Raw genomic sequence first — 20,774 nt, forward strand, 5'->3', positions numbered from 1 at the left:
CCGGGATCAGATCGCGATCCGCGCCAGCGCCGCCTGCAAGGCGCTATAGTGCGATGCGCCCGGTAACATGATCGTGGTGACTTCGCCCGGCAACGCCGCGGCGAGCGCTGCAGCCATGGCGGGCGGTGTCCAGTTGTCAGAATCGCCCTGCCAGATCGTGACCGGCGCATGGACCTGCGCCAGCGTGTCCCGCCAATCCTCCACATAGCGGCGGATCTGGCCGATGTAGCCGGTGGCGCTGAACCCGAACCCGGTGCGCAGCGTTTCCGCCATCGCCGCGCGCCAGGCAGGATCGCGCATCAAGGCACGGTCATCGCCGGCCGCGCCGCTCATCAGGCGGCTCAGCAGGAAACTGGGGGTCTTCCAGGCCATCCAGCTTTGCGCGCGCGACAGGATACCAAACCAGTTGGGATGGTTCGCCGCGAACCAGAACAGCTTGCCGCCCTGCATCTGCGGCAGGAAATCACCCAGCTGAAGCGGTGCCGCCGGGGACACCAGATGCACCGCGCCAACCCGGCTGCCCGCCGCTGCCGCGACTTGCAGCGCGGCCTGCGCGCCCAGCGAAAAGCCGATCAGCACAGCCCCTTGCGGCAGACCAGCCGCGAACCCCGCTGCATCGAACGATGGCTGGTTGCGATCCGGCATGGCCGCGGCATCAACCAGATGCGCGGGGGCATTGGCCGCCCATTCACCGGGGCCGCCGGGGATCCCGTGAAAATAGGCGACAGTCTTTTCGGAGTGTTTCATTCAGGCAACTTGCAAATGTCGGTCCACTGCGCAGAAACCAGCGCGGCCAGCCGGTCAGGCGCGATTTCGACCGAACTGGTGCGCGAGCCTGCGGCAGGAAACACGGTGGGAAAGGATAACAGCGAACGATCTGTCAGGATCGGTAACGGGGTGGCCAGACCGAACGGGCAGACGCCGCCCACGGCATGGCCGGTCAGCGCCAGCGTCTCGTCCGGATCCAGCATCCGGGGGCGTCCGCCCAGCGCGGACTTGCACTTGGCATTGTCGAGCCGCGCATCACCGCGCGTCACCAGCAGCATCGCGCGCTCGCCCACGCGGAACGCCAGGGTCTTGGCGATTCGGCCCGGCTCCACCCCCAGCGTGGCCGCGGCTTCGGCCACCGTAGCGGTGCTTTGCGCCTGATCGATCAGGGTGATGTCTGGAGCATGGCGGGCCAGCCAGGCCACTGCCGATTCATGGCTCATCGGCGCAAGGCCTGGACCAGCGCTGCAGCGGCCCGGCTGACATCGGCCCAGGTGTCCTCGAAATGCTCTTCACCGCCGTAATAGGGGTCGGCTACCGCGGCACCTTCGCGGCCGGGCACCAGATCCAGCAGCAGCTGCGGCTGGCAAACCGCATCCTCTGGCACGATTGCGCGGGCATCGGCCAGATTCGCGTGATCCATCACCAGCACATGGGTAAAGCGGCGGAAATCAGCTGCCACCAGTTGCCGACCGCGCAATCCGCCAATGTCTGCTCCATGCCTGCGGGCCATTTCCTGCGCGCGCGGATCAGGCGGTTCGCCGACGTGATAGGCGGCGGTTCCGGCGCTATCGATGGTCACGGCCAGCCCGGCCGCCTCCGCCGCCGCGCGAAAGGCTCCCTCGGCCATCGGTGAGCGGCAGATGTTGCCAAGGCAGACGAACAGCACGGCGGGTTCAGTCATCCTGCCCCCCGAACCGTTCCAGCCGGAACGCGGCAGACAGGTAATCCTCCGCCGCAGCCTTCAGCGCCGGTTCCTTGGCAAAGGCTTCAGCGGGCAGCGGAGCCTCGCCCAGTGCCTCCAGCAGCGTCCACAGCGCGAACTTGCGGCCGGGTTCGCGCTCCACCCCGAACCCGATCTTCAGCCGTTCAAGGCCAAGGTCAAAGTCCGCTTCGGTCAGAGTCGTCGGATCGTCGGTCTCGAAGAAATGCAGGATCAGCGCGTCGAGGTCCATCGCGTCAGAACCAGCCGAGCGCCTGCGCGCCCCACACGGCCGCGCCGCCTGCCAGCAGCGCCAGCACGTATCCGCCCCAGCCGCGACCTGAGCGCGCGCGTCGGTCCCATACCAGTTCCACCTCCGGCAGCGGCGGCGGTTCGGGCGCGCCGCCCTTGGCGGGGAAGCGTTCCTCAATGCGGCGAACCAGATCGGGCAGGCGCAGCAAGGTCTGCGCATCCTCGCGCAGCCGCTCCGCAATCGCGGCTTCGGGGCCAAGTTCGTCGCGGATCCAGTTCTTCACGAACGGACCGGAGACGTCCCACATGTTGATCGAGGGGTCGAGCTGGGTCGCCAGCCCTTCGACCATCACCATCGTCTTTTGCAGCAGCAGAAGATGCGGCTGGGTCTGCATGTCGAAATCGCGGGTGATTGCGAACAGCCCGTCGAGCATCTGCCCGACCGACAGCTCGCTCACCGGCTTGCCGCGCATCGGTTCGCCCACAGCGCGCAGCGCGGTCGCGAATTCGTCGACCGAGTGATAGCTGGGGACGTATTGCGCCTCGAAATGGATTTCCGCGACGCGGCGATAATTGCCGGTGGTCAGCCCGAACAGGATTTCCGCCAGCCAGAACCGGGCGCGCCGGTCGATCCGGCCCATGATCCCGAAATCGATCGCCACCACCGTGCCATCATCCTGCACGAACAGGTTGCCCTGGTGCATGTCGGCATGGAAATAGCCGTGGCTGATCGCCTGGGTCAGGAACGACAGCACCAGCCGCCGCGCCAGTTCGGGCATATCGTGCCCGGCGGATTGCAACGCGGCCGTGTCGCTGATCTTGGTGCCCGCGATCCATTCCTGGGTCATCACGCGGCCATTGGTGCGATCCCAGTCGACCGCCGGCACGCGAAAGCCCTCATACCCCTTCATCGCATCGGCGAGTTCGGAGGCCGAGGCGGCTTCGCGCCGCAGGTCCAGTTCGCGGGCGGTCCAGCGTTTGAAATTGGCGATGGTCAGGCGCGGGCGCAGCCGGGCGGCCTCTCCACCCAAGGCTTCCAGATGAGCGGCCGCCCATTCATACGTCTCGATATCGCGCGCCAGCTTGTCGCGGATGCCGGGGCGGATCACCTTGACCGCCACCGTGCGGCCATCGGTCGTCACCGCGCGGTGGACCTGCGCGATCGAGGCCGCGCCGACCGGCGTCTCCTCGATACTGGCGAACAGCACCTCCAGCGGTTTGCCGAACGAGCTTTCGATTTCGCGGCGGATCAGGCTGAAACTGACCGGAGGCAGGCTGTCCTGCAAGGTCAGCAGGTTGCGCGCGGCTTCCTCGCCCACCAGATCGGGCCGGGTGGCGAGCGCCTGCCCCAGCTTGATCGCGGCCGGGCCAATCGCCTCGAACGCGCCGGCATAGTCCGGCACATCCGGCTGGAACGTGCCGAGCCGCGCAATCCGGCACAGCCTCCGCACCGGCGCGGGGGTGTTGGGATCGCGCTCGATCCCGCGCAGCGCACCGTGCTTCGCCAGAATGCGGCCCCAGCGCAGAAGGCGCAGCAGATGCGTAGTCGGGCGGGTCATTGCTGCCAGCCTGACGGCTGGAAACGGCACCGGCCCGCTCCCCCGCCCGGCCACCCACAAATGTACCCTGAATGGGTGGCCGGGCGGGGGAGCGGGCCGGTGCCGCGCGAGGCGCCAGCTTGCTGGCGCCGGTCAACGCACTGAAACACTATCTAGACCTTCCAGCCCGAATGGATCGCCACCAGCCCGCCCAGGATCGGCTCAACGCGGGTCCGGGTGAAACCGGCGTCGCGGATCATCTGCTCGAATTCCGGCATTGGCGGGAAGCGGCGGATCGATTCGATGAGATAGCGATAGCTGTCGGCATCCCCCGCAATCGCCTGCCCGATCCTGGGCACCAGCTGGTGCGAGTAGAAGTCATAGACTTCCTTGAAGCCCGGCCATTCGGTGGTCGAGAATTCCAGGCAGAAGAACCGCCCGCCGTGCTTCAACACGCGGTAAGCCTCTGCCAGCGCCTTGTCGATGTGGGTCACGTTGCGAATGCCGAACGCGATCGTGTAGGCATCGAAGAACCGGCTGGGAAAGCTCAGCTCCTCGGCGTTCTGGCGTGACCAGACCAGCGAATCCAGGCCCTTGTCCATCGCCCGCTCGATCCCGACGTCGAGCATGTCCTGGTTGATGTCGGACACCGTCACGGTTGCCCCGCGCGCGGCGAGGCGGAACGCGATGTCGCCGGTGCCGCCCGCCATATCCAGAATCTGCTCGCCCGGCTGGGGCTTCACCCGCCGCACGAACTTGTCCTTCCACAGGCGGTGCATGCCCGCGGACATAGCGTCGTTCATCACGTCATAATTCTTGGCAACGCTGGAAAAGACCGCGCCGACGCGCTGGACCTTTTCCTCAGGAGTGACGTTTTCGTAGCCGAAGGAAACCTGTTCGCTCATGCCATGGCCCTTAGGGGAGTTTCAGTCTGCCGCAAAGCTTGTTAGCAGCTTCGCCATGCCGGAATTACCCGAAGTTGAAACCACTGTGCGTGGCCTTGCCCGCTACCTCGATGGCGCACGGCTGGCGCGGGTGGAACTGCGCCGCGCAGACTTGCGCCGCCCCTTCCCCGTCGATCTGGTACAAGTGCTGACCGGGGCAACTGTCACCGGCATGGGGCGGCGGGCCAAGTACGGCCTGATCCATACCGACCGGGGGCAGACCATGGTGTTTCACCTTGGCATGTCGGGCCGCTGGCGGATCGAGCCGGAGGAACTAGGGCCGCATGACCACATGGTGCTGGAAACGGCGAGCGGCCACGTGCTGGCGCTGTGCGATCCGCGCCGGTTTGGCTCGGTCGATCTGGTGCAGACCGATTCGCTGGAACAGTGGCCGCAATTCGCCGCGATGGGACCGGAACCGCTTGGCGAAGCGCTGACCGCGCGGCACCTGAAGGCGGCGCTGGCCGGGCGCAGCGCTGCAATCAAGCTGATGCTGCTGGACCAGCGGATCGTCGCAGGCCTGGGCAACATCTATGTTTGCGAGGCGCTGTTCCGGGCCGGCATCGCCCCGGACAAGGCGGCAGGCCGGGTGTCGGGCCCGGCGCTGGAACGGCTGGTCCCCGCGATCAAGGCCGTGATTGCCGAAGCGATCGAAGCCGGCGGGTCGACCCTGCGCGACTATGCCCAGCCCGATGGCCAGCTGGGCTATTTCTCCAAGCAGTTCGACGTCTATGATCGCACCGGGCAGCCCTGCACCCGCTGCGGCCATGAAGTGGCCCGCTTCGCGCAGGGCGGGCGCAGCACCTGGCACTGTCCGAAATGCCAGAAGTAAAACCGGCGCCGGCATCGCACTCCCTTGTTGACGATTCGGCCCCGCACGGTTAAGGGCCGCGCTTCTTGCGGGATCGACTTCGGTCGGGCGCTCCGCATTTGCAACAGATTAAACCGCTAGGGTGGCTGCACGAAGGCAGCCGAATGAAGGACGAACATGGCCAATACGCCGCAAGCCAAGAAGCGCATCCGCCGCAACGAACGTCGCGCCGAAATCAACGGCAACCGCCTGTCGCGCATTCGCACTTTCGTGAAGAAGGTCGAATCGGCGCTGGCCGGTGGCGACAAGGCCGCTGCTGCCGATGCCCTGAAGGCTGCCCAGCCGGAACTGGCGCGCGGCGTGGCGCGTGGCGTGCTGCACAAGAACACCGCCGCCCGCAAGCTGTCGCGTCTGACGAAGCGGGTTGCTTCGCTCTGATTCGCGAATCGGATGCGCCAATCGCGGCGCTCCGGCGGAACGAAATGGGAAAAAAGCCGGCGCTAAACCCGCCGGCTTTTTTCGTGTCCAAAACGGGTGTTTTTGCTGCTGTGCGGCAACCCTTTGAATTCCGCCGATTCGGTGGCTCTCAACTTTGAAAATCTAGCGTTAACAGCGCTTTAGGCATTACCTTCGGGATTCTCCCGCGGCTGCCTGAGTCAAGAGCCATTATTTCAATATTTTTACATCGGCCGCCTTGCCCTTGGCGCTGAAGCGTCCATAAAACCGGAACTGCCTGAGGCGGTTCTCGCCGGGGCATCACATCAAAGTCTGAATAATGGCGTTGGCCTTGTGGGAAGGCTGGCGGGGGCATGGTCTGTGCCATTGGCACCGGCTTGTGGGTTGTTTGTTTGCAGTGGGGGCGCACCGGGTGACTGGTACGGGTTCGAGCAGCCAGCGCAGTGGCGCAGGCGCCAATAACAGGAATGACGCAGAGCGCATGATCGACGAACAAGAAGCGCTCGACCTTGCAGCGGACTGGGCTGACATCAGCCAGGGGCTGCGCAAGGATTTGGGGCAGCAGCTGCACGCGCAATGGATCAAGCCGATCCAGCTGGGCAGCTTCTGCAAGGAAACCGGCACGCTGGACCTTTATCTGCCCACCGAATTTTCGGCCAACTGGGTGGCGGATCGCTTTGCCGACCGCCTGTCGCTGGCGTGGAAGATCGCCCGCCCCGATGTGCGCCACGTGCGCGTTTCGGTGCTGCCGGGCCGCCGCGCAATGCAGGGCCTGCGGCTTGGCCGCGATGAGGGCACGCGCCGCGCCGCCAACGATTCGGTCCCGGCCCAGCCGGGCGATGCGCTGGGCCTGGGCGCGGCGGAACTGGGCGGCATCGGCCAGGCCCCGATCGGGCTAGACCCGTCGCTGACCTTTGCCAGCTTCGTGACCGGGGCGGCCAACGTGCTGGCCTCGAACGCGGCGCAGCGCATGGCGGCGGTGGAAACCCCGCAGTTCGCTCCGCTCTACCTCAAGGCGGCAACCGGCCAGGGCAAGACGCACCTGCTTCACGCCATCGGTCACGCCTATCTGGCGGCGCATCCGCGCGCCCGGATCTTCTACTGCTCGGCCGAGCGCTTCATGGTCGAATTCGTTCAGGCGCTGCGCCAGAACCAGACCATCGAATTCAAGGCCCGGCTGCGCGGATTCGACCTGCTGCTGGTGGACGATATCCAGTTCATCATCGGCAAGGCCTCTGCACAAGAAGAGCTACTTTACACGATCGATGCGCTGCTGGCCGAAGGCAAGCGACTGGTCTTTGCCGCCGACCGCGCCCCGCAGGCGCTGGACGGGGTGGAACAGCGCCTGCTGTCGCGCCTGTCGATGGGTCTGGTGGCCGATATCCAGCCCGCCGACATCGAACTGCGCCGCGCGATCCTCGAACACCGTCTGGCCCGGTTCTCGCCCACGCATGTTCCGGCGGACGTGGTCGAGTTTCTCGCCCGCACGATCAACCGCAACGTGCGCGAACTGGTTGGCGGCCTGAACAAGCTGATCGCCTATGCCCAGCTGACCGGCCAGGCCGTGTCGCTGCAACTGGCCGAAGAACAGCTGACCGACATCCTTTCGGCCAACCGCCGCCGGATCACCATTGACGAGATCCAGCGCACGGTCTGCCAGTTCTACCGGGTCGACCGCACCGAAATGGCCAGCAAGCGTCGCGCCCGCGCGGTCGTGCGCCCCCGGCAGGTGGCGATGTATCTGGCAAAGGTGCTGACCCCGCGCAGCTACCCGGAAATCGGCCGCAAGTTCGGCGGGCGCGATCACTCCACCGTAATCCACGCCGTGCGCCTGATCGAAGACCTGCGCACCCGCGACGCCGACATGGACGGCGACGTCCGCTCGCTGCTGCGCCAGCTGGAAAGCTGATCGCCAACACCTTTCGCTGAAACGGAAACGGGAGCTTCGGCTCCCGTTTTTGCGTCTGGTTTCGGTCCAAAAGGAAAGGGCGGAGGCAGCCTGTGCTGCCCCCGCCCCGGTCCTTTACCAATCGACCTGCGCGATCAGAAGTCAATCCCGGCGCGCAGCCCGAACGTGCGCGGCGTGACCGGCACGACATAGCCGCGCTGGGCGCAGCTGCCGCACTGCTGGAAGCGGGACAGCTGGCCGCGTTCGTCGAACAGGTTGGCCACGAAGAACTCCAGGTTCAGCTTGCCGATGTCCGCACCGACCGCGAGGTTCACCGTAGCGAACTGTTCGAGGTCGCCCAGGTTGGCTGCCGGGCTGATCACGTTGCCGGAGAACGTTTCATAGACCGCCGTGCGGATGTCCGACGCGGCCTTGCTCTGATAGGCGACGTTGATCTGGCCATAGGGCTTCACGCTGCCCATGTCGGCGGTGTAGCGCAGCGTGCTCGACACCTTCCACTTGGGCGTGATCGGCAGGCGGATGCCCTTGGGCGCCGAGATCATGTTGCCCGGCCCGGTGCAGGCATAGGTCGGGTCATCGATGATGCACAGGTTCTGCAGCGTCTTGGCGTCCGTGTAGGACCCCGCCACGTTGAAGAACAGCCCACCGCCATTGTAGGTCAGGTCCATTTCGACGCCCTTGATGCGCGCATCGGGGCCGTTGTGGATTTCGGTGAAGCTGTTCGCCCCCAGGAACGAGAACTGGAAGTCCTTCCATTCCTGCTGATAGACTGCGCCGTTAAAGCGCAGGCCCGGAGCCAGCGTGGTCTTCCACCCCAGTTCGAAGTTGATCAGGTAATCCGGCGCATAGGGCGCCACGTCCGCACGGCGGTTGATCCCGCCGGGGCGGAAGCCCTTGGACACCGTGCCATAGAGCATCACGCTGTTGGTCGGCTTCCAGTTCAGGTTGAAGCGATAGGTCGCCCCATCGCCCTTGGCCTGGACCGGATTGACCTTGCCATTGGCCCAGGTGCCCAGGTTGGTGCACGGCGTGCCCGGAATGGCACCCGGCGCGAAGGTCAGCGCCCCGCCCGTGGCGATCGCGTTGCGCAGGCGGTCACCCGTGGTGGTGAAGCAGCCCGCCACCCCGGTGCGCGAGCTCCACGCGCCGTTATAGGGCGTGTCGGTATAACCATTGCCCGGATTGCGGCCGAACCCGAAGAACCCGATCAGCGTATTGTCATACTTGAACCCGCGCACCCCGGCGGTGAGCGTCAGGTTTTCCATGATGTCATAGCTGACTTCGCCGAACAGGGCGTAGTCCTTGTCCACGCGGTGCTGCTTGGTCAGCCACAGCGTGCCGGGGTTGCCGTTGACCGACATCAGCGGGCCCAGGTTGGGGATCTGATAGTCTTGGAAAATGTCGTTCGACTGGCGCTGGAAGAACGCCCCCGCCACCATCCGCAGCGGCTTGTCCGCCGGCGAGGAGAAGCGCAGTTCCTGGCTGAGCTTCTTGAAGTGGTCGCTGCCGATGACCAGCTGCGCCGGGTTGGTCGTGTTCCCCAGCGCATCGGTATAGGCGAAGTAATAGGCCAGCCCGCCGACCGATTCATACAGCGAGTCATAGGCTTCGGCGTAGTCGGTGTAGTCGCTGGAACTGAACGTCTTGCGGTCCAGATAGGCGCCCGCATAGGTCACGTCCCAGTTGCCGATCTTCCCTTCGATGGTCAGCGCGGCCTGGATGAACTTGTCCGAGCGGTATTCCGGGAAGAAGTGCTGGACCTGCAGGTCGCCCAGGCTGTCGTCATAGCCGTAGGAGCCGTTGCTCTTGGTGTTCTGGTACATGACGGTCGGCGTCACGGTCCAGTTGTCGTCCAGGTCAACCTTCAGCGCGGCGCGCGCGCCATAGCTTTCGGTGTCGTTGTAGTTCTTTTCGACGAAGCGGGCGTTGTTCATCGAGATGCCGTCGCGCAAGCAGCCATTCGCCGCCCCGCCTGCGTCATACAGCGTCGTGCCGCAGAACGTGCGGGTGCCCGCGATGTTGTCGATGTAACCGCCATCGCGGCGATAGAAGCCGACCACGCGCAGCGCCGCACGGTCGGACAGCGGCGCGTTGACCATGCCTTCGATCTTGCCGCCGATATCGCCGCTCTTCACGGTGTTGATTTCACCATCGACGCTGCCGGCGAAACCGCTAGTGTCGGGCTTGTTGGTGATGATGCGGATCGTACCCGCTTCCGACGAGGCGCCATAGAGCGTGCCCTGCGGGCCGGACAGGCTTTCGATGCGGGCGATGTCATAGATATGGACATCGAGGTTGCCGCCGATGGTGGTGACCGGCTGTTCATCGAAATAGACGCCGACCGACGGCAGCGAGCCGGAGTGGTTGCCGTCTCCGCCCGATGCGACGCCCCGCATATAGATCACGCTGTTGCCGGGCGTGCCGCTCGACTGGAACGAGACCGAGGGCAGCTGCTGCGCATAGCCCTTGAAGTCCGAGATGTTCAGTTCTTCCAGCTTGGCCGTGCCAAGCGCCTGGATCGAGATCGGCACCTTTTGCAGGCTTTCACTGCGCTTTTGCGCGGTGACGACGATTTCGTTGGCATCGACCGCTTCGTCAGCGGCCTCCTGCGCGAAGACCGGAGCCGCGCTGAGCGCGGTGGAAGCGAAAAGCGCTGCGGTGACAGCGCGCCGAGTGGCAATGTGCATTGATACCCCATCCATGGACTAGTCCGTGAATGAGACTGAATCTCGCCGCCCGATCAGTCAAGCGGTGGACAGTTTTCGCAATCGCAACATTGCCGCTGCGTGACAGATTTGTCACGCAAGCGCCGATTTGGCGGTGTTACCAGCCCTCAGGCACCCCCGGATAGGCGTCCAGCACCGGCCCCAGCGCCTTTCGCAGGTTCCCAAGGAACGGTTCGAACGGCACGTGCGCCTCGGTCCCTTCGCGGAAGATCGGGCGGCGGACCTGTTCGCTGCTGGCGGTGCGCACCGCGCGCTCGGTCTGGTGGAAAGCCAGGCAGGCGTCCTCGAACGGCACGCCGACGTAATCGAGCAAGCGGCGCACTTCGGCCTCGGTGTGGTCCACCATGTCCTCGTAGATCACCCGGTGGACCAGCCCCGGCTGGACCCGGTCGAGGTGCGCCATCAGCCGCACATAGTCGGCATAGTAATGTCCCATGTCGGCAAGGCTGTAGCTGAACGCCTGCCCCTTGGCGAAGTGCTGCTTGTAGTTGGAAAAGCAGCAGCCCAGCGGATGACGGCGGGCATCGATGATCCTGGCGTTGGGCAGGATCAGGCGGATGAACACCGTATGGACCCAGTTGTTGGGCAGCTTGTCGATGAACAGGGGCCGCTCGGTCTTGCGCTGGATGCGGGTGCGCTGGAGGAATTCCTCGCCCAGCGCGCGCAGCTGCTCCCCCGTCAGGTCGGGCAGCCCGCGCGGATATTCGCCATCACGGCGAGCGAGCGCGGGAATGTCGGGCAGCTCGCTCGTCCCCTCGATCAGGCTGTGGCTGGACAGGATCTGCTCGACCAGCGTGGACCCGGCGCGCGGCATCCCCAGGATGAACACCGGATCGGGCGCATCGCAGCCCTGCCCCGCGCGCGCTGCGAAAAACTCTGGCGTGGCAATCGCGATCAGCTGGTCGACGAAGCGACTGGTGTCGCTGGCCTGATAGTCCAGCCGGGTGCGGCGCAGGGCATTGGCCGCGTCATAATGCGCGAAGGATGCCGCCACCTCGCCCCGGTCCTCCAGCGCCTTGGCAATCGCAAAATCGAGGTGGAAGCGATCCTCTACCGCAATGTCGCCGCGTTCCAGCGCGGCCTCCATCGCGGCAATGTCTGCATCAGTGAACTTGACCGTTTTCAGATTTGCCAGGCTCCACCACGCCTCGCCCAGCTCGGGCATCAGCTCCAGCGCCTTGCGGTAGGCGGCCACCCCATCGGCCGTGCGCCCAACGGTCTTGAGCATATGACCAAAGCTCATCCAGACGCGCGGCTGGCGCGGGGCCTGCGCCAGCACTTTCTCATAGAGCGCAATCGCGTCCTCGAACTCACCCAGACGGCCCAGCGCGGCAGCCTGGAGGTTGGTGTGGCCGGCATTGTCCGGCTCTTCCGCCAGCACGCGGTTTAGTTCCGCAATCGCTTCTTCCGGGCGGTTCTGGCGGTAAAGCACCAGCGCCAGGTTGGCCCTTGCGGCGGTGAACGCGGGCGACAGTTCCAGCGCGCGGCGCAGCAGGTTCTCGCTGTCGCGATAACGCCCGATCCGCCCGGCCAGCTCGGCAAACATCCGGATCGCGGCAACGTCCAGCGGATCGGCCTTGAGGTGTTCGCGCAGCAAGGGTTCGGCGCGCGGCAGGTCGTTCTCGTTCAGCGCGACAGCAGCGGCGATCAGGCGCGGGTGATAGCGGCCAAGGCGGCTCAGCCAGGATTGTTGCGGTAAGGATGCCATGTGCCCCCAAGAAACATGATGACGCGCCGCAATCAAGCGATAGGTTGCACGGTGAAGGGGATCACCATGACCGCAGCGGCTTCGGCATCCACGTCCGGCAAACTCGGCTTTGCCGCGCTGCTGGCGCTGGTCATCGGCAACATGATCGGATCGGGCATCTATCTGCTGCCCGCCACGCTTGCCCCGCTGGGATGGAACCAGCTGGCCGGCTGGGGCACCACCATCATCGGCGCGCTGGCGCTGGCCTTCGTGTTCGCGCGGCTGGGGGCCAAATTGCCGATCTCCGGCGGGCCCTATGCCTACGCCAATGCCGCCTTCGGGCCGTTCGCCGGGTTTGCGACCGCGTGGTCGTACTGGGTGATGAGCTGGGTTGGCAACGGCGCGGTGGCCGTGGCGGTGGTATCCGCGCTCAGCCTGATCTTCCCCGCCATCGGCCAGACCCAAGGATTGCCGGCATTGCTGGCGGTCACCTGCGTCTGGCTGGTCACGTGGATCAACATTCGCGGCGTGCGCGAGGCGGGCTATGTGCAAAGCGTGACGGTGGTGCTGAAGCTGCTGCCGCTGCTGGCGCTGATCGGGGTGGCGCTGTGGCTGTGGCTGAGCGGGGGGGAGCGTGTGCCCGATCCAGGCGTGCCGTTCAGCACGGCCTCGCTGGCCACGGCGGCGGGCCTGACGTTCTGGGGCTTTCTGGGGCTGGAAGCGGGAACCGTCCCGGCGGACAAGGTCGATGATCCCGCACGCAATGTTCCCCGCGCAACCATGATCGGGGTCATGGTGACGGGGCTGGTCTATGTGGGCATTTCCGTTGCCTTTGCGCTGTTCATGCCGGTGGGCGAAGCCGCCTCATCAGCCGCGCCGATTGCCGATTTCCTGGGCCGCTACCTGGGCGGGGAACTGGCCATCGTGGTCGCCGCCTGCGCCGCGATCAGCGCGTTCGGCACGCTAAACGGCTGGGTGCTGGTGCAGGCGGAAATGCCCTGGGCGATGGCGCGCGGCGGGGTGTTCCCGCGCTGGTTCGCGGCCGAGGGCAAGCACGGCACGCCGGTGCGCTCGCACCTGGTCTCCAGCGCGCTCCTGACGCTGGTGACGCTGATGAACTATCAAAAGGGCATGGCCGAATTGTTCGGCTTCATTGCCTCGATCAGTCTGGCGGCCGGTCTGCTGACCTATCTGATGAGTGCGCTGGCCGCGCTGCGGCTGATGCCCGGCGACCGCCCGCTGGGCATCGCCGCGCTGATCGCGGCGGCGTTCACCCTGTGGGCCGAATGGGGCCTGGGGGTGGAGGCCATGCTGTATGGTGCACTGCTGATCCTGTGCGGCGCACCGGTCTATTGGGCGGTGCGCCGACAGGATACCTAGGTTCAGCTCCGCAGCAGCTTCCTGAGCAGGGGCCGGTCCGCCAGAATCGCGTGGGCTGCGTTGTGGCCCGGCGCGCCGGTCACGCCGCCACCGGGGTGCGTGCCCGCGCCGCACATGTAGAGGCCCTTGATCGGCCCGCGATAGTCGCCATGCCCCAGCACGGGCCGCGCGGCCCACAGTTGATCGATGCCCATCGTGCCATGCATGATGTCGCCGCCGATCAGGCCGAACTTGCGTTCCAGATCGAGCGGCGAATGGATCTGACGCGCGATCACGCTGGCCTTGAAATTGGGAGCGTGGTCGTTGACCGTGTCGATGATAAGGTCCGCCACGGCTTCGCGGTGGGTGTCCCAATCGACCTTCGGATCGAACTGCTGGCAAAACAGGCTGGCGACGTGCTGGCCCGGAGGGGCCAGACTGTCATCGACCGTGCTGGGCAGCATGATCTCCACAATCGGCTTCTTTGACCAGCCGTGCTGCTGCGCGTCGGTAAAGGCGCGGTCCATGTAGTCCAGCCCCGGCGCGATGATGATCCCGGCGGTGTGGTGTTCGGCCTGCGCCTTGCCCGGCAGGACCGAGAAGTCGGGCAGCTCCGACAGTGCGACGTTCATGCGGAACGTGCCGGAGCAGGTCTTGTAGCCCTTGATCCGGCGCTTGAAATCGTCGTCCAGATCACTGGGATCGACCAGTTGGCGATAGAGCAGCGCGGGGCCAGCGTTCGACGCGACGATGGTGGCGGCGATTTCCTCGCCGCTTTCCAGCTTCACGCCGCGCACCTTGCCGCCATCGACCAGGACCTTGGCGACGGGCGATTCCAGGCTGATTTCGACCCCGGCGGCTTCGCACGCGCGGGCCATCGCCTGCGTGATCGCGCCCATGCCGCCCACTGCGTGCCCCCACGCGCCGGGCTTGCCGTTCACTTCGCCGAACACGTGGTGCAGCAGGACATAGGCCGAACCCGGCGTGGACACGCCCGCGAAGTTGCCGACCACCGCGTCGAACGCGAAAGCGGTTTTCACGCGGTCATCCTCGAACCAGCCGTCGAGGAAATCGCGCGCGGACTTGGTGAAGATGTCCAGCAGGTCGCGCTGCACCGACAGGTCCATCTGCGCCATCGGCCAGCCCTGCTTCGCCGCCGCGACCAGCGCCGACAGCCCGCCGCCGACGTTGGGCGGGATCTGCATAGACAGGTCGCGCAGCACATTGGCCACCTTTTCCAGCGCGGCGTCATACTGGGGATAGGCGGCGGCATCGGCAGCGGAAAAGCGGGCGAATTCCGCCTCGGTCCGGCCCTGCCCGCCGCCCAGCTTCAGGTAGTCATTCTCGAACGGGAAGAAGTTGCTGATCGTGCGTTCGATCACGCGATAGCCGTGCTCGTGCAACTTCATGTCCGCGATCACCTTGGGCCGCAGCAGGCTGACGGTGTAGCTGGCGGTGGAATTGCGGAAACCGGGGTGGAACTCCTCGGTCACGGCGGCCCCGCCCACCACGGCGCGCCGCTCCAGCACGCGCACCCGCATCCCCGCCTTGGCAAGGTAGAAGGCGCAGGTCAGGCCGTTGTGGCCGCCGCCGATGATCAGCGCGTCATAGGTCTTGGTCATGATTTAAGTCCTGCTCCAGCCCGGTGCGGGCGCAAAGGGTTGGCGGGCCTGCGGGATCAGCGCGCGGATCTTTTTGGCGAAGCTGCGCAGGCAGACCTCGCTCTTGCCGATGGGGCCATTGCCATAAGTGCGGCTCTGCATCCCCTGCTGCACGCGGTTGATCAGCCAGGTGTCCTCAGCATTGACCACCCGGTTGATCCGCCAGTTGGCATAGCGGACCAGCTTCATCTCGCGCCGGTCATCCGGCAGGCAATAGGCCACTTCGCGCAGCAGGCAGGTCGTCGGGCTGATCGGCAGCCACTGCATGAAGTCGATCTGGTCGGCATAGATGTCGAACGCCATGTTCGGCCAGAGCTTGAAATAGAGCCAGCGCCCGTGCGCTTCCTCCGGCAGGTGATCGACGCGGGGCATGTGGGCGGAATAGAACTTCTCCCAGAAGTTCTGCTTCTCGTTCTTCACCACATCGCCATAGAGCCGGTCGGCCCAGCCATGCGCCTCGATCCGATAGGTCTTGCCGACCAGTCGGGTCAACCCGTCATGCGCGACCGGGATGTGCAGGTTGTCGGAATAGTTGTCGCCCACGTTCTTCCAGTTGACGTCGCGCGGGCGGTGGCGAACGTCGCCCATGGGGCGCATGTCCGCAAACCGGTACTGCGCCACTTCCGCCTCGAACGGAGCCATCATTTCGCCGGGCGTGGGGAAGCCTTCAGGCTGAAGGCAGACGAACACGAAGCCGTGCCACACTTCCAGCGCGACTGGCACCAGCCCGTGCTCTTCCAGCTTCAGCGCAGGGTATTCGGACTTCATCGGCACGCCCGACAGCCGTCCGTCGGTTTCGAACGTCCACGCGTGATAGGGGCAGACCAGCTTTTTCGCGCAGCCTGCCGGCCCTTCGACCAGCCGCATCGCGCGGTGGCGGCAGACGTTGGTGAAGGCGCGGATTTCGCCGTCGTCGCCGCGAATGACAATCACGCTCTCGCCCAGGAAGTCGAGCGTGCGGTAATCGCCCGCGCCCTCGATTTCGCTCACATGGCAGACGATCTGCCAGCTGGGGCGGAAGATCCGCGCCTGCTCCAGCGCGAAGAATTCCGGGTCGTGATAGATCCACCCCGGCAGGCTGAAATCGGCGTCGGGATCGGCCGTTTCGGCGGCGATCTCGGCAAAAGCGTGGTCGGGGTGGCCCATGGGTGCGACGATTCCTGCAATGCTTGTTGGACAGTCGTACAACAACTGCTAGGTTCCAGCAAGTGACGAGCCCGCCCGCCTTTCGCCGGTCCGAACCCGATGCCCGCCGCGCCGACCTGATCGCCGCGACCGCGCGGGTGCTGGCGCGTGAGGGGACCGGCGGGGCCAGCGTGCGGGCCATCGCGGTGGAGGCGGGCGTCTCGCCGGGGCTGGTCGGGCATTACTTCGCCGGGATCGACGCGCTGGTCGCGGCGACGTATGCCCACGTCGAGCACACGGTTAGCGAAGCGCTGGACGCCGCCGTCGCCGCCGCCGGGCCAGACCCGCGCGCGCGGCTGGATGCCTTCGTCACCGCCAGCTTCAGCCCGCCCATCGCCAGTGGTGAACTGCTCGCCACCTGGACCGCGTTCTGGAGCCTGGTGCGCAGCCGCGATGACATCGCCCGCCAGCATGACGAGCAATACGCCGCCTTTCGCGCGCGGCTGGAATCGCTGCTGGCGGAATGCGGCCTCCCCGCCCCGCGCCTGCGCCACGCGGCGATTGCCATTACCGCGCTGGTCGACGGCCTGTGGCTGGAGCTGTGCCTGTCACCGCAGGCGTTCAGCGCGGACGAAGCGGGCACGATCGCCCGCTCCGTCCTCGATGCGCTTACTTCGTCAGGTCGGTGACCAGGCTGAGGTAGTAAACCAGCCCCGGCTTGATGTTGGACAGCGCCACCCGCTCGTTCAGCCCGTGGGCGTAATCGTCCGAATCCTTGCTGAAGGTCGCGCTGGCGCCATAGCTGTCGACGCCCTGCGCGCGGAACCACATCGAATCGGTCGCGCCCGACGACTGCATTGGGAACACCGGAGTGCCGGGCCGCGCCTTGGCAATTGCGCGTTCGGCCGCACGGAGGAAATCGGGCCGCATCGGTGAAGCCGGGGCGGCAACCGATTCATCGCCGGTCGCGTCCGTCACCTTCAGCCCCGGCACCGCGGCAATCCGCTCCAACTCCACGCGGATTTCCTCGCGGCTGTGGCCGGGGAAAATGCGGCAGTTGACGTTGGCGGTGGCGCGCTGCGGCAGGGCGTTCTGCGCGTGACCGCCGCTGACCATCGTCGGCACGCAGGTCGTCCCGACCTTGCCGACATAGGCCTGGTTGGCGCGCAGGATCGCCAGCGCAGCTTCGTCCTGCGGGTTGGCGGCAAAGGCGCGCATTGCGCCGGCCAGCTTCGCGTCGGTCTCGAACCGGGCGGCCTGCTCGAAATAGGCCTTGGTCACCGGGTTGATCTCGGCCGGGAAACGATAGCTGCCGATCCGTTCCAGCGCGGTCGCCAGCTGGACAATCGCGTTGTCGGGACGCGGGGCAGAACTGTGCCCGCCCGGATTGGTCACTTCCAGCAGGTAATCGTTGTAGGTCTTTTCCGCGCCCTGCCAGGTCCAGTAGAGCGGCTTGGCCGTAGCTTCGTCCAGCGTGCCGCCGCCACCATCGATGTTGATCACCATCTCTGCGTGCTTCAGCCGCTCGGCCACGATCCGGCTGGTCTTCATCGTGGTTTCTTCATCGCCGGAAAACTGCAGGATGATGGTGCGCTTGGGCTTGTAGCCCTGGCGGCGCAGCTCGATCAGGCTGGACGTGGCCATCGCCGCGTCGAACTTCATGTCGCTCGCCCCGCGCCCGAACAGATAGCCGTTTTCCACCACCGGGGTGAAGGGATCCCGCTCCCAGTCGGACGGCTTGGCTTCCACCACGTCCATGTGGCCGGAAATCACCAGCGGCTTGAGCTTCGGGTCGCTGCCCGGCCAGGTGGCGATGAAATAGGCGGTATCGTCGACCGGCGTGATTTCCACCTGATCGGTGCGCCAGCCGCCCGCCACGAGCGCGGCCTTGACCAGTTCCAGCGCCTCGGCGGTCTTGTTGCCTTCGCCGCGCACGGTGCGCAGCGCGATCAGCTGCTTCGACAGGTCCAGCACTTGCGCTTCGGCCTGGGGGTAGCTTGCCGGGGCCGCCGCCAGCGGGGCCGCGCCAGCGCCCAGCAGGGCCAGCGTCAACGGGACAGTCATGAAACGCATCGTCGAATCTCCTTTGCCGCGAAAATAGCCCCCCCCCTAAGTGCGGCGCTAGGGATATGTTTACTCTGGCCAGATATGCTGCGCTGTCTGGAATTTTCAGGATGCGCGCAAGGACATGGTAAGCCCCAGGGCCGTGCTGCGCACGGTGATCCCGCCAGAACTGCGCGAATGGGTCGATAACCGGCTGATCAGCGCGCACATCCGCATCGTCCGGCCGCTCGTGCTGGGTTCGCTGCTGAATGCCAGCGTTATCCTGATGGTGCTGTACGGTCACGTTTCGACCCTGCAACTGGGCCTGTTCGCCGGGTCGACCGCATTGGCCGGCTTCCACCGGCTGTGGTTGTCCGAAGGGATCGAGCGCGGCCGCCGCCGCAAGCGCACCGCCAAGATGAAGCGGGCATTCCACCTCAGCAGCATCTGGCAGGGGTTGAACATCGCGATCCCGCTGGCCCTGTGGTTTCCGCAAGTTGCGCCCGGCGGGCAATTGCTGCTGGCGATCTGCGGCGTGACCCAGATCGCGGCGGCGGCCTATACCGTCCGCACGATGCCCTGGGCAGCGGCGGTGTACATTTCCCTGCAGGCACTGGGGCTGGCGATTGGCCTGCTGCGCCATGAATCCCCCGCTGCGACCGCAGCGGCGGTGGTCCTGCTGACCACCAGCGGGTTGCTGATCCGCATGGCCTTTGCCGCGCACGACCTGTTCGTCACCCGCATCCTGTCCGATCGGGAACTGGCCGCCAGCGCCCGCACCGTGAAGCTGCTGCTCAACGAATACGAAGCCTCCAGCTCGGACTGGTTGTTCGAACTGGATAGCCAGCACCAGCTGATCAACGTCTCGGATCGCTTTGCGGCCGCCACCGGCCGGCCCGCGCCAGAGCTGGAAGGCCTGCCGTTTGCCGCGCTGTTCGCCGCTGACGCGATCCGCGACACGGTGGTCACCACGCTGAACCGCCGCCAGCCGCTGCGCCATGTCATCCTGCAACTGGCTGCCAGGCCCGACGAGGCCCCGAGCTGGTGGTCGATCAGCGGGCGCCCCACTTATGTTTCCGCCGGTGAGCGCGTGGCCTTTCGCGGCGTGATCAGCGATGTCACCAGCCGCCATCAGGCCGAAACCCGCGCCCGCCAGATGGCGCATTACGACGCGTTGACGGGCCTGCCCAACCGGGCGCTGTGCGATCAGACGCTGCACGAAATGCTGGACGGGCGCGATTCCACCGAAGGGGTGGCGCTGCTGCACATCGATGTCGATCACTTCAAGGCGATCAACGACGAGTTCGGCCATCCCGGCGGCGACGCGTTCCTGCGGCAGGTGGCCTTGCGCCTCACCGGCGTGGTCGAGCAGAGCGGGCTGGGCGGCAGCCAGCGCATGGTCGCGCGGCTGGGCGGCGATGAATTCGCGATCCTGACTTGCGGGGCCGATGCCTGCGACCATGCCGTGCGGATGGCCGAACAGCTGCTGGCCGAAATGGCGCGCCCCGTTACCATCGACGGACATGATGTGCCCGTCTCGATCTCGATCGGGATCGCGCTGGCCCCGTTCCACACCGAATCGAAGCAGCAACTGCTGTCCTATGCCGATATCGCGATGTCGGCGGCCAAGCGCAGCGAGCGCGGCATCTGGGAAATGTTCGAACCCGGCATGGACGCCGCGCTGCATGAACGCCACGCGCTGGCGCGCGACTTGCGCCATGCCGTGGCGCGCGGCGAACTGCGCCTGTTCCTGCAGCCGCTGGTCGATGTCGCCAGCGAAGGGACCACCGGGTACGAGGCGCTGCTGCGCTGGCAGCATCCCGAACGCGGGCTGGTGCCGCCCGACAGGTTCATCCCGATTGCCGAGGAAACCGGCCTGATCGTGGGGATCGGTGAATGGGTGATCCGCACCGCCTTTGCCGAAGCCGCGCAGTGGCCGGGGGGAGAGACGATTTCGATCAATCTCTCGCCGGTCCAGTTTGGCAGCGCAAACCTGCTGCCCACCATCGTTCACGCCCTGGCTGACAGCGGGATCGAACCGGGCCGGGTGGAATTCGAGATCACGGAAGGCGTGCTGCTGCACAATTCCGAAGCGAACATCGCGCTGCTCAACCGGCTGCACGATCTGGGCGTTAAGATCGCGCTCGACGATTTCGGCACCGGCTATGCCTCGCTCAATTATCTGCTGACCTTCCCGTTCGACAAGATCAAGATCGACCGCCGGTTCGTGAGCGACCTGATCACGCGCGAGGAATCGCGGGCCATCGTCGGCGCGGTGATCGCGCTGGCCAACCAGCTGGGCATGTGCACTCTGGCCGAAGGCGTGGAAGAGCGCGAGCAACTGGTGCAGCTGCGCCGCGACGGGTGCCGGATGGTGCAGGGCTGGCTGTTCGGCAAGGCCCAGCCGTTCGAACACTATCACCCGCGCATTCAGGGCATCGTTGCCCCGACTGCCACGACGCGCATTTCGCGCCGCCGCTATGATCCGCGCCCACTGGGTCTGTCCGGACGGCAGCGCGGCTGATCCGGCCCGAACCGCTCCGTTAACCTTTCCGCGCTAGCAAGTCCCGGCA

At 65.9% G+C, this 20,774-nt stretch carries 17 protein-coding genes; 6 read left to right on the top strand and 11 right to left on the bottom strand.

Annotated elements, in window-relative coordinates:
* Positions 1 to 6: 6 nt before the first annotated feature.
* The 6 genes from IE113_RS06220 to IE113_RS06245 form a co-directional block, all read right to left on the bottom strand.
* Entirely contained in the window at positions 7 to 747 is a 741-nt protein-coding gene (locus IE113_RS06220) for an alpha/beta fold hydrolase (protein WP_189539539.1), read from the bottom strand.
* Positions 744 to 1,211 (bottom strand): YbaK/EbsC family protein, encoded by a 468-nt coding sequence (locus tag IE113_RS06225; RefSeq protein ID WP_189539540.1) that lies wholly within the window; start codon positions 1,209 to 1,211, stop codon positions 744 to 746. Before IE113_RS06225 ends, IE113_RS06220 begins: the two co-directional genes overlap by 4 nt.
* Positions 1,208 to 1,672 (bottom strand): low molecular weight protein-tyrosine-phosphatase, encoded by a 465-nt coding sequence (locus tag IE113_RS06230; protein WP_189539541.1) that lies wholly within the window; start codon positions 1,670 to 1,672, stop codon positions 1,208 to 1,210. The genes IE113_RS06225 and IE113_RS06230 overlap by 4 nt, the downstream gene beginning before the upstream one ends.
* On the bottom strand, positions 1,665 to 1,943 hold the full coding sequence (locus IE113_RS06235) for a hypothetical protein (RefSeq protein ID WP_189539542.1): 279 nt from the start codon (positions 1,941 to 1,943) through the stop codon (positions 1,665 to 1,667). The genes IE113_RS06230 and IE113_RS06235 overlap by 8 nt, the downstream gene beginning before the upstream one ends.
* 4 nt (positions 1,944 to 1,947) lie before the next feature.
* A complete protein-coding gene (ubiB, locus tag IE113_RS06240; RefSeq protein ID WP_189539543.1) occupies positions 1,948 to 3,501 on the bottom strand; it encodes a 2-polyprenylphenol 6-hydroxylase in 1,554 nt (517 codons plus the stop codon).
* A gap of 152 nt (positions 3,502 to 3,653) precedes the next feature.
* Positions 3,654 to 4,385: a class I SAM-dependent methyltransferase gene (locus IE113_RS06245; RefSeq protein ID WP_189539544.1), complete on the bottom strand. Its 732-nt coding sequence runs from the start codon at positions 4,383 to 4,385 to the stop codon at positions 3,654 to 3,656.
* Between the two features lie 55 nt (positions 4,386 to 4,440).
* Here IE113_RS06245 and mutM point away from each other — a divergent pair, with 55 nt between their 5' ends.
* The 3 genes from mutM (at position 4,441) to dnaA (ending at position 7,600) form a co-directional block, all read left to right on the top strand.
* Entirely contained in the window at positions 4,441 to 5,256 is an 816-nt protein-coding gene (gene mutM / locus IE113_RS06250) for a bifunctional DNA-formamidopyrimidine glycosylase/DNA-(apurinic or apyrimidinic site) lyase (protein WP_189539545.1), read from the top strand.
* Positions 5,257 to 5,412: 156 nt separating this feature from the next.
* The gene (rpsT, locus tag IE113_RS06255; protein ID WP_189539546.1) at positions 5,413 to 5,673 is read left to right on the top strand and encodes a 30S ribosomal protein S20; all 261 of its coding nucleotides are present in this window, start codon (positions 5,413 to 5,415) and stop codon (positions 5,671 to 5,673) included.
* A 499-nt stretch (positions 5,674 to 6,172) separates the two neighbouring features.
* Complete coding sequence (gene dnaA / locus IE113_RS06260) at positions 6,173 to 7,600, top strand: chromosomal replication initiator protein DnaA (RefSeq protein WP_189539547.1); 1,428 nt, start codon at positions 6,173 to 6,175, stop codon at positions 7,598 to 7,600.
* 134 nt (positions 7,601 to 7,734) lie between these two features.
* Here dnaA and IE113_RS06265 read toward each other — a convergent pair whose 3' ends face one another.
* Together IE113_RS06265 and IE113_RS06270 are read right to left on the bottom strand one after the other, a co-directional pair.
* A complete protein-coding gene (locus IE113_RS06265) occupies positions 7,735 to 10,287 on the bottom strand; it encodes a TonB-dependent receptor (protein WP_189539548.1) in 2,553 nt (850 codons plus the stop codon).
* 136 nt (positions 10,288 to 10,423) lie between these two features.
* Positions 10,424 to 12,034 (bottom strand): tetratricopeptide repeat-containing sulfotransferase family protein, encoded by a 1,611-nt coding sequence (locus IE113_RS06270; protein WP_189539549.1) that lies wholly within the window; start codon positions 12,032 to 12,034, stop codon positions 10,424 to 10,426.
* Positions 12,035 to 12,100: 66 nt separating this feature from the next.
* Between IE113_RS06270 and IE113_RS06275 the strand changes: the two genes are divergently transcribed.
* Positions 12,101 to 13,393 (top strand): APC family permease, encoded by a 1,293-nt coding sequence (locus tag IE113_RS06275; RefSeq protein ID WP_189539550.1) that lies wholly within the window; start codon positions 12,101 to 12,103, stop codon positions 13,391 to 13,393.
* Positions 13,394 to 13,395: 2 nt separating this feature from the next.
* Here IE113_RS06275 and IE113_RS06280 read toward each other — a convergent pair whose 3' ends face one another.
* Together IE113_RS06280 and IE113_RS06285 are read right to left on the bottom strand one after the other, a co-directional pair.
* The gene (locus IE113_RS06280) at positions 13,396 to 14,994 is read right to left on the bottom strand and encodes a phytoene desaturase family protein (protein ID WP_189539551.1); all 1,599 of its coding nucleotides are present in this window, start codon (positions 14,992 to 14,994) and stop codon (positions 13,396 to 13,398) included.
* Positions 14,995 to 14,997: 3 nt separating this feature from the next.
* Entirely contained in the window at positions 14,998 to 16,179 is a 1,182-nt protein-coding gene (locus tag IE113_RS06285) for an aromatic ring-hydroxylating oxygenase subunit alpha (RefSeq protein WP_189539552.1), read from the bottom strand.
* Positions 16,180 to 16,241: 62 nt separating this feature from the next.
* Here IE113_RS06285 and IE113_RS06290 point away from each other — a divergent pair, with 62 nt between their 5' ends.
* On the top strand, positions 16,242 to 16,847 hold the full coding sequence (locus tag IE113_RS06290; RefSeq protein ID WP_189539553.1) for a TetR family transcriptional regulator C-terminal domain-containing protein: 606 nt from the start codon (positions 16,242 to 16,244) through the stop codon (positions 16,845 to 16,847).
* On the opposite strand, the gene IE113_RS06295 is transcribed toward IE113_RS06290, so the two are convergent.
* Positions 16,828 to 18,231, bottom strand: a complete 1,404-nt coding sequence (locus tag IE113_RS06295) for a M20/M25/M40 family metallo-hydrolase (RefSeq protein WP_189539554.1) — start codon at positions 18,229 to 18,231, stop codon at positions 16,828 to 16,830. The genes IE113_RS06290 and IE113_RS06295 overlap by 20 nt on opposite strands.
* A 115-nt stretch (positions 18,232 to 18,346) precedes the next feature.
* Between IE113_RS06295 and IE113_RS06300 the strand changes: the two genes are divergently transcribed.
* The gene (locus IE113_RS06300) at positions 18,347 to 20,725 is read left to right on the top strand and encodes a putative bifunctional diguanylate cyclase/phosphodiesterase (RefSeq protein WP_189539555.1); all 2,379 of its coding nucleotides are present in this window, start codon (positions 18,347 to 18,349) and stop codon (positions 20,723 to 20,725) included.
* Positions 20,726 to 20,774: the final 49 nt, after the last annotated feature.

This window comes from Novosphingobium arvoryzae (genome assembly GCF_014652615.1).
Taxonomy (GTDB): Bacteria; Pseudomonadota; Alphaproteobacteria; order Sphingomonadales; family Sphingomonadaceae; genus Novosphingobium; species Novosphingobium arvoryzae.

Excerpts from the sequence above, each read along its gene's own strand:
- IE113_RS06220 (WP_189539539.1), bottom strand. The coding sequence starts at position 747 with ATGAAACACTCCGAAAAGACTGTCGCCTATTTTCACGGGATCCCCGGC.
- IE113_RS06225 (WP_189539540.1), bottom strand. The coding sequence starts at position 1,211 with ATGAGCCATGAATCGGCAGTGGCCTGGCTGGCCCGCCATGCTCCAGAC.
- IE113_RS06230 (WP_189539541.1), bottom strand. The coding sequence starts at position 1,672 with ATGACTGAACCCGCCGTGCTGTTCGTCTGCCTTGGCAACATCTGCCGC.
- IE113_RS06235 (WP_189539542.1), bottom strand. The coding sequence starts at position 1,943 with ATGGACCTCGACGCGCTGATCCTGCATTTCTTCGAGACCGACGATCCG.
- ubiB (WP_189539543.1), bottom strand. The coding sequence starts at position 3,501 with ATGACCCGCCCGACTACGCATCTGCTGCGCCTTCTGCGCTGGGGCCGC.
- IE113_RS06245 (WP_189539544.1), bottom strand. The coding sequence starts at position 4,385 with ATGAGCGAACAGGTTTCCTTCGGCTACGAAAACGTCACTCCTGAGGAA.
- mutM (WP_189539545.1), top strand. The coding sequence starts at position 4,441 with ATGCCGGAATTACCCGAAGTTGAAACCACTGTGCGTGGCCTTGCCCGC.
- rpsT (WP_189539546.1), top strand. The coding sequence starts at position 5,413 with ATGGCCAATACGCCGCAAGCCAAGAAGCGCATCCGCCGCAACGAACGT.
- dnaA (WP_189539547.1), top strand. The coding sequence starts at position 6,173 with ATGATCGACGAACAAGAAGCGCTCGACCTTGCAGCGGACTGGGCTGAC.
- IE113_RS06265 (WP_189539548.1), bottom strand. The coding sequence starts at position 10,287 with ATGCACATTGCCACTCGGCGCGCTGTCACCGCAGCGCTTTTCGCTTCC.
- IE113_RS06270 (WP_189539549.1), bottom strand. The coding sequence starts at position 12,034 with ATGGCATCCTTACCGCAACAATCCTGGCTGAGCCGCCTTGGCCGCTAT.
- IE113_RS06275 (WP_189539550.1), top strand. The coding sequence starts at position 12,101 with ATGACCGCAGCGGCTTCGGCATCCACGTCCGGCAAACTCGGCTTTGCC.
- IE113_RS06280 (WP_189539551.1), bottom strand. The coding sequence starts at position 14,994 with ATGACCAAGACCTATGACGCGCTGATCATCGGCGGCGGCCACAACGGC.
- IE113_RS06285 (WP_189539552.1), bottom strand. The coding sequence starts at position 16,179 with ATGGGCCACCCCGACCACGCTTTTGCCGAGATCGCCGCCGAAACGGCC.
- IE113_RS06295 (WP_189539554.1), bottom strand. The coding sequence starts at position 18,231 with ATGCGTTTCATGACTGTCCCGTTGACGCTGGCCCTGCTGGGCGCTGGC.
- IE113_RS06300 (WP_189539555.1), top strand. The coding sequence starts at position 18,347 with ATGGTAAGCCCCAGGGCCGTGCTGCGCACGGTGATCCCGCCAGAACTG.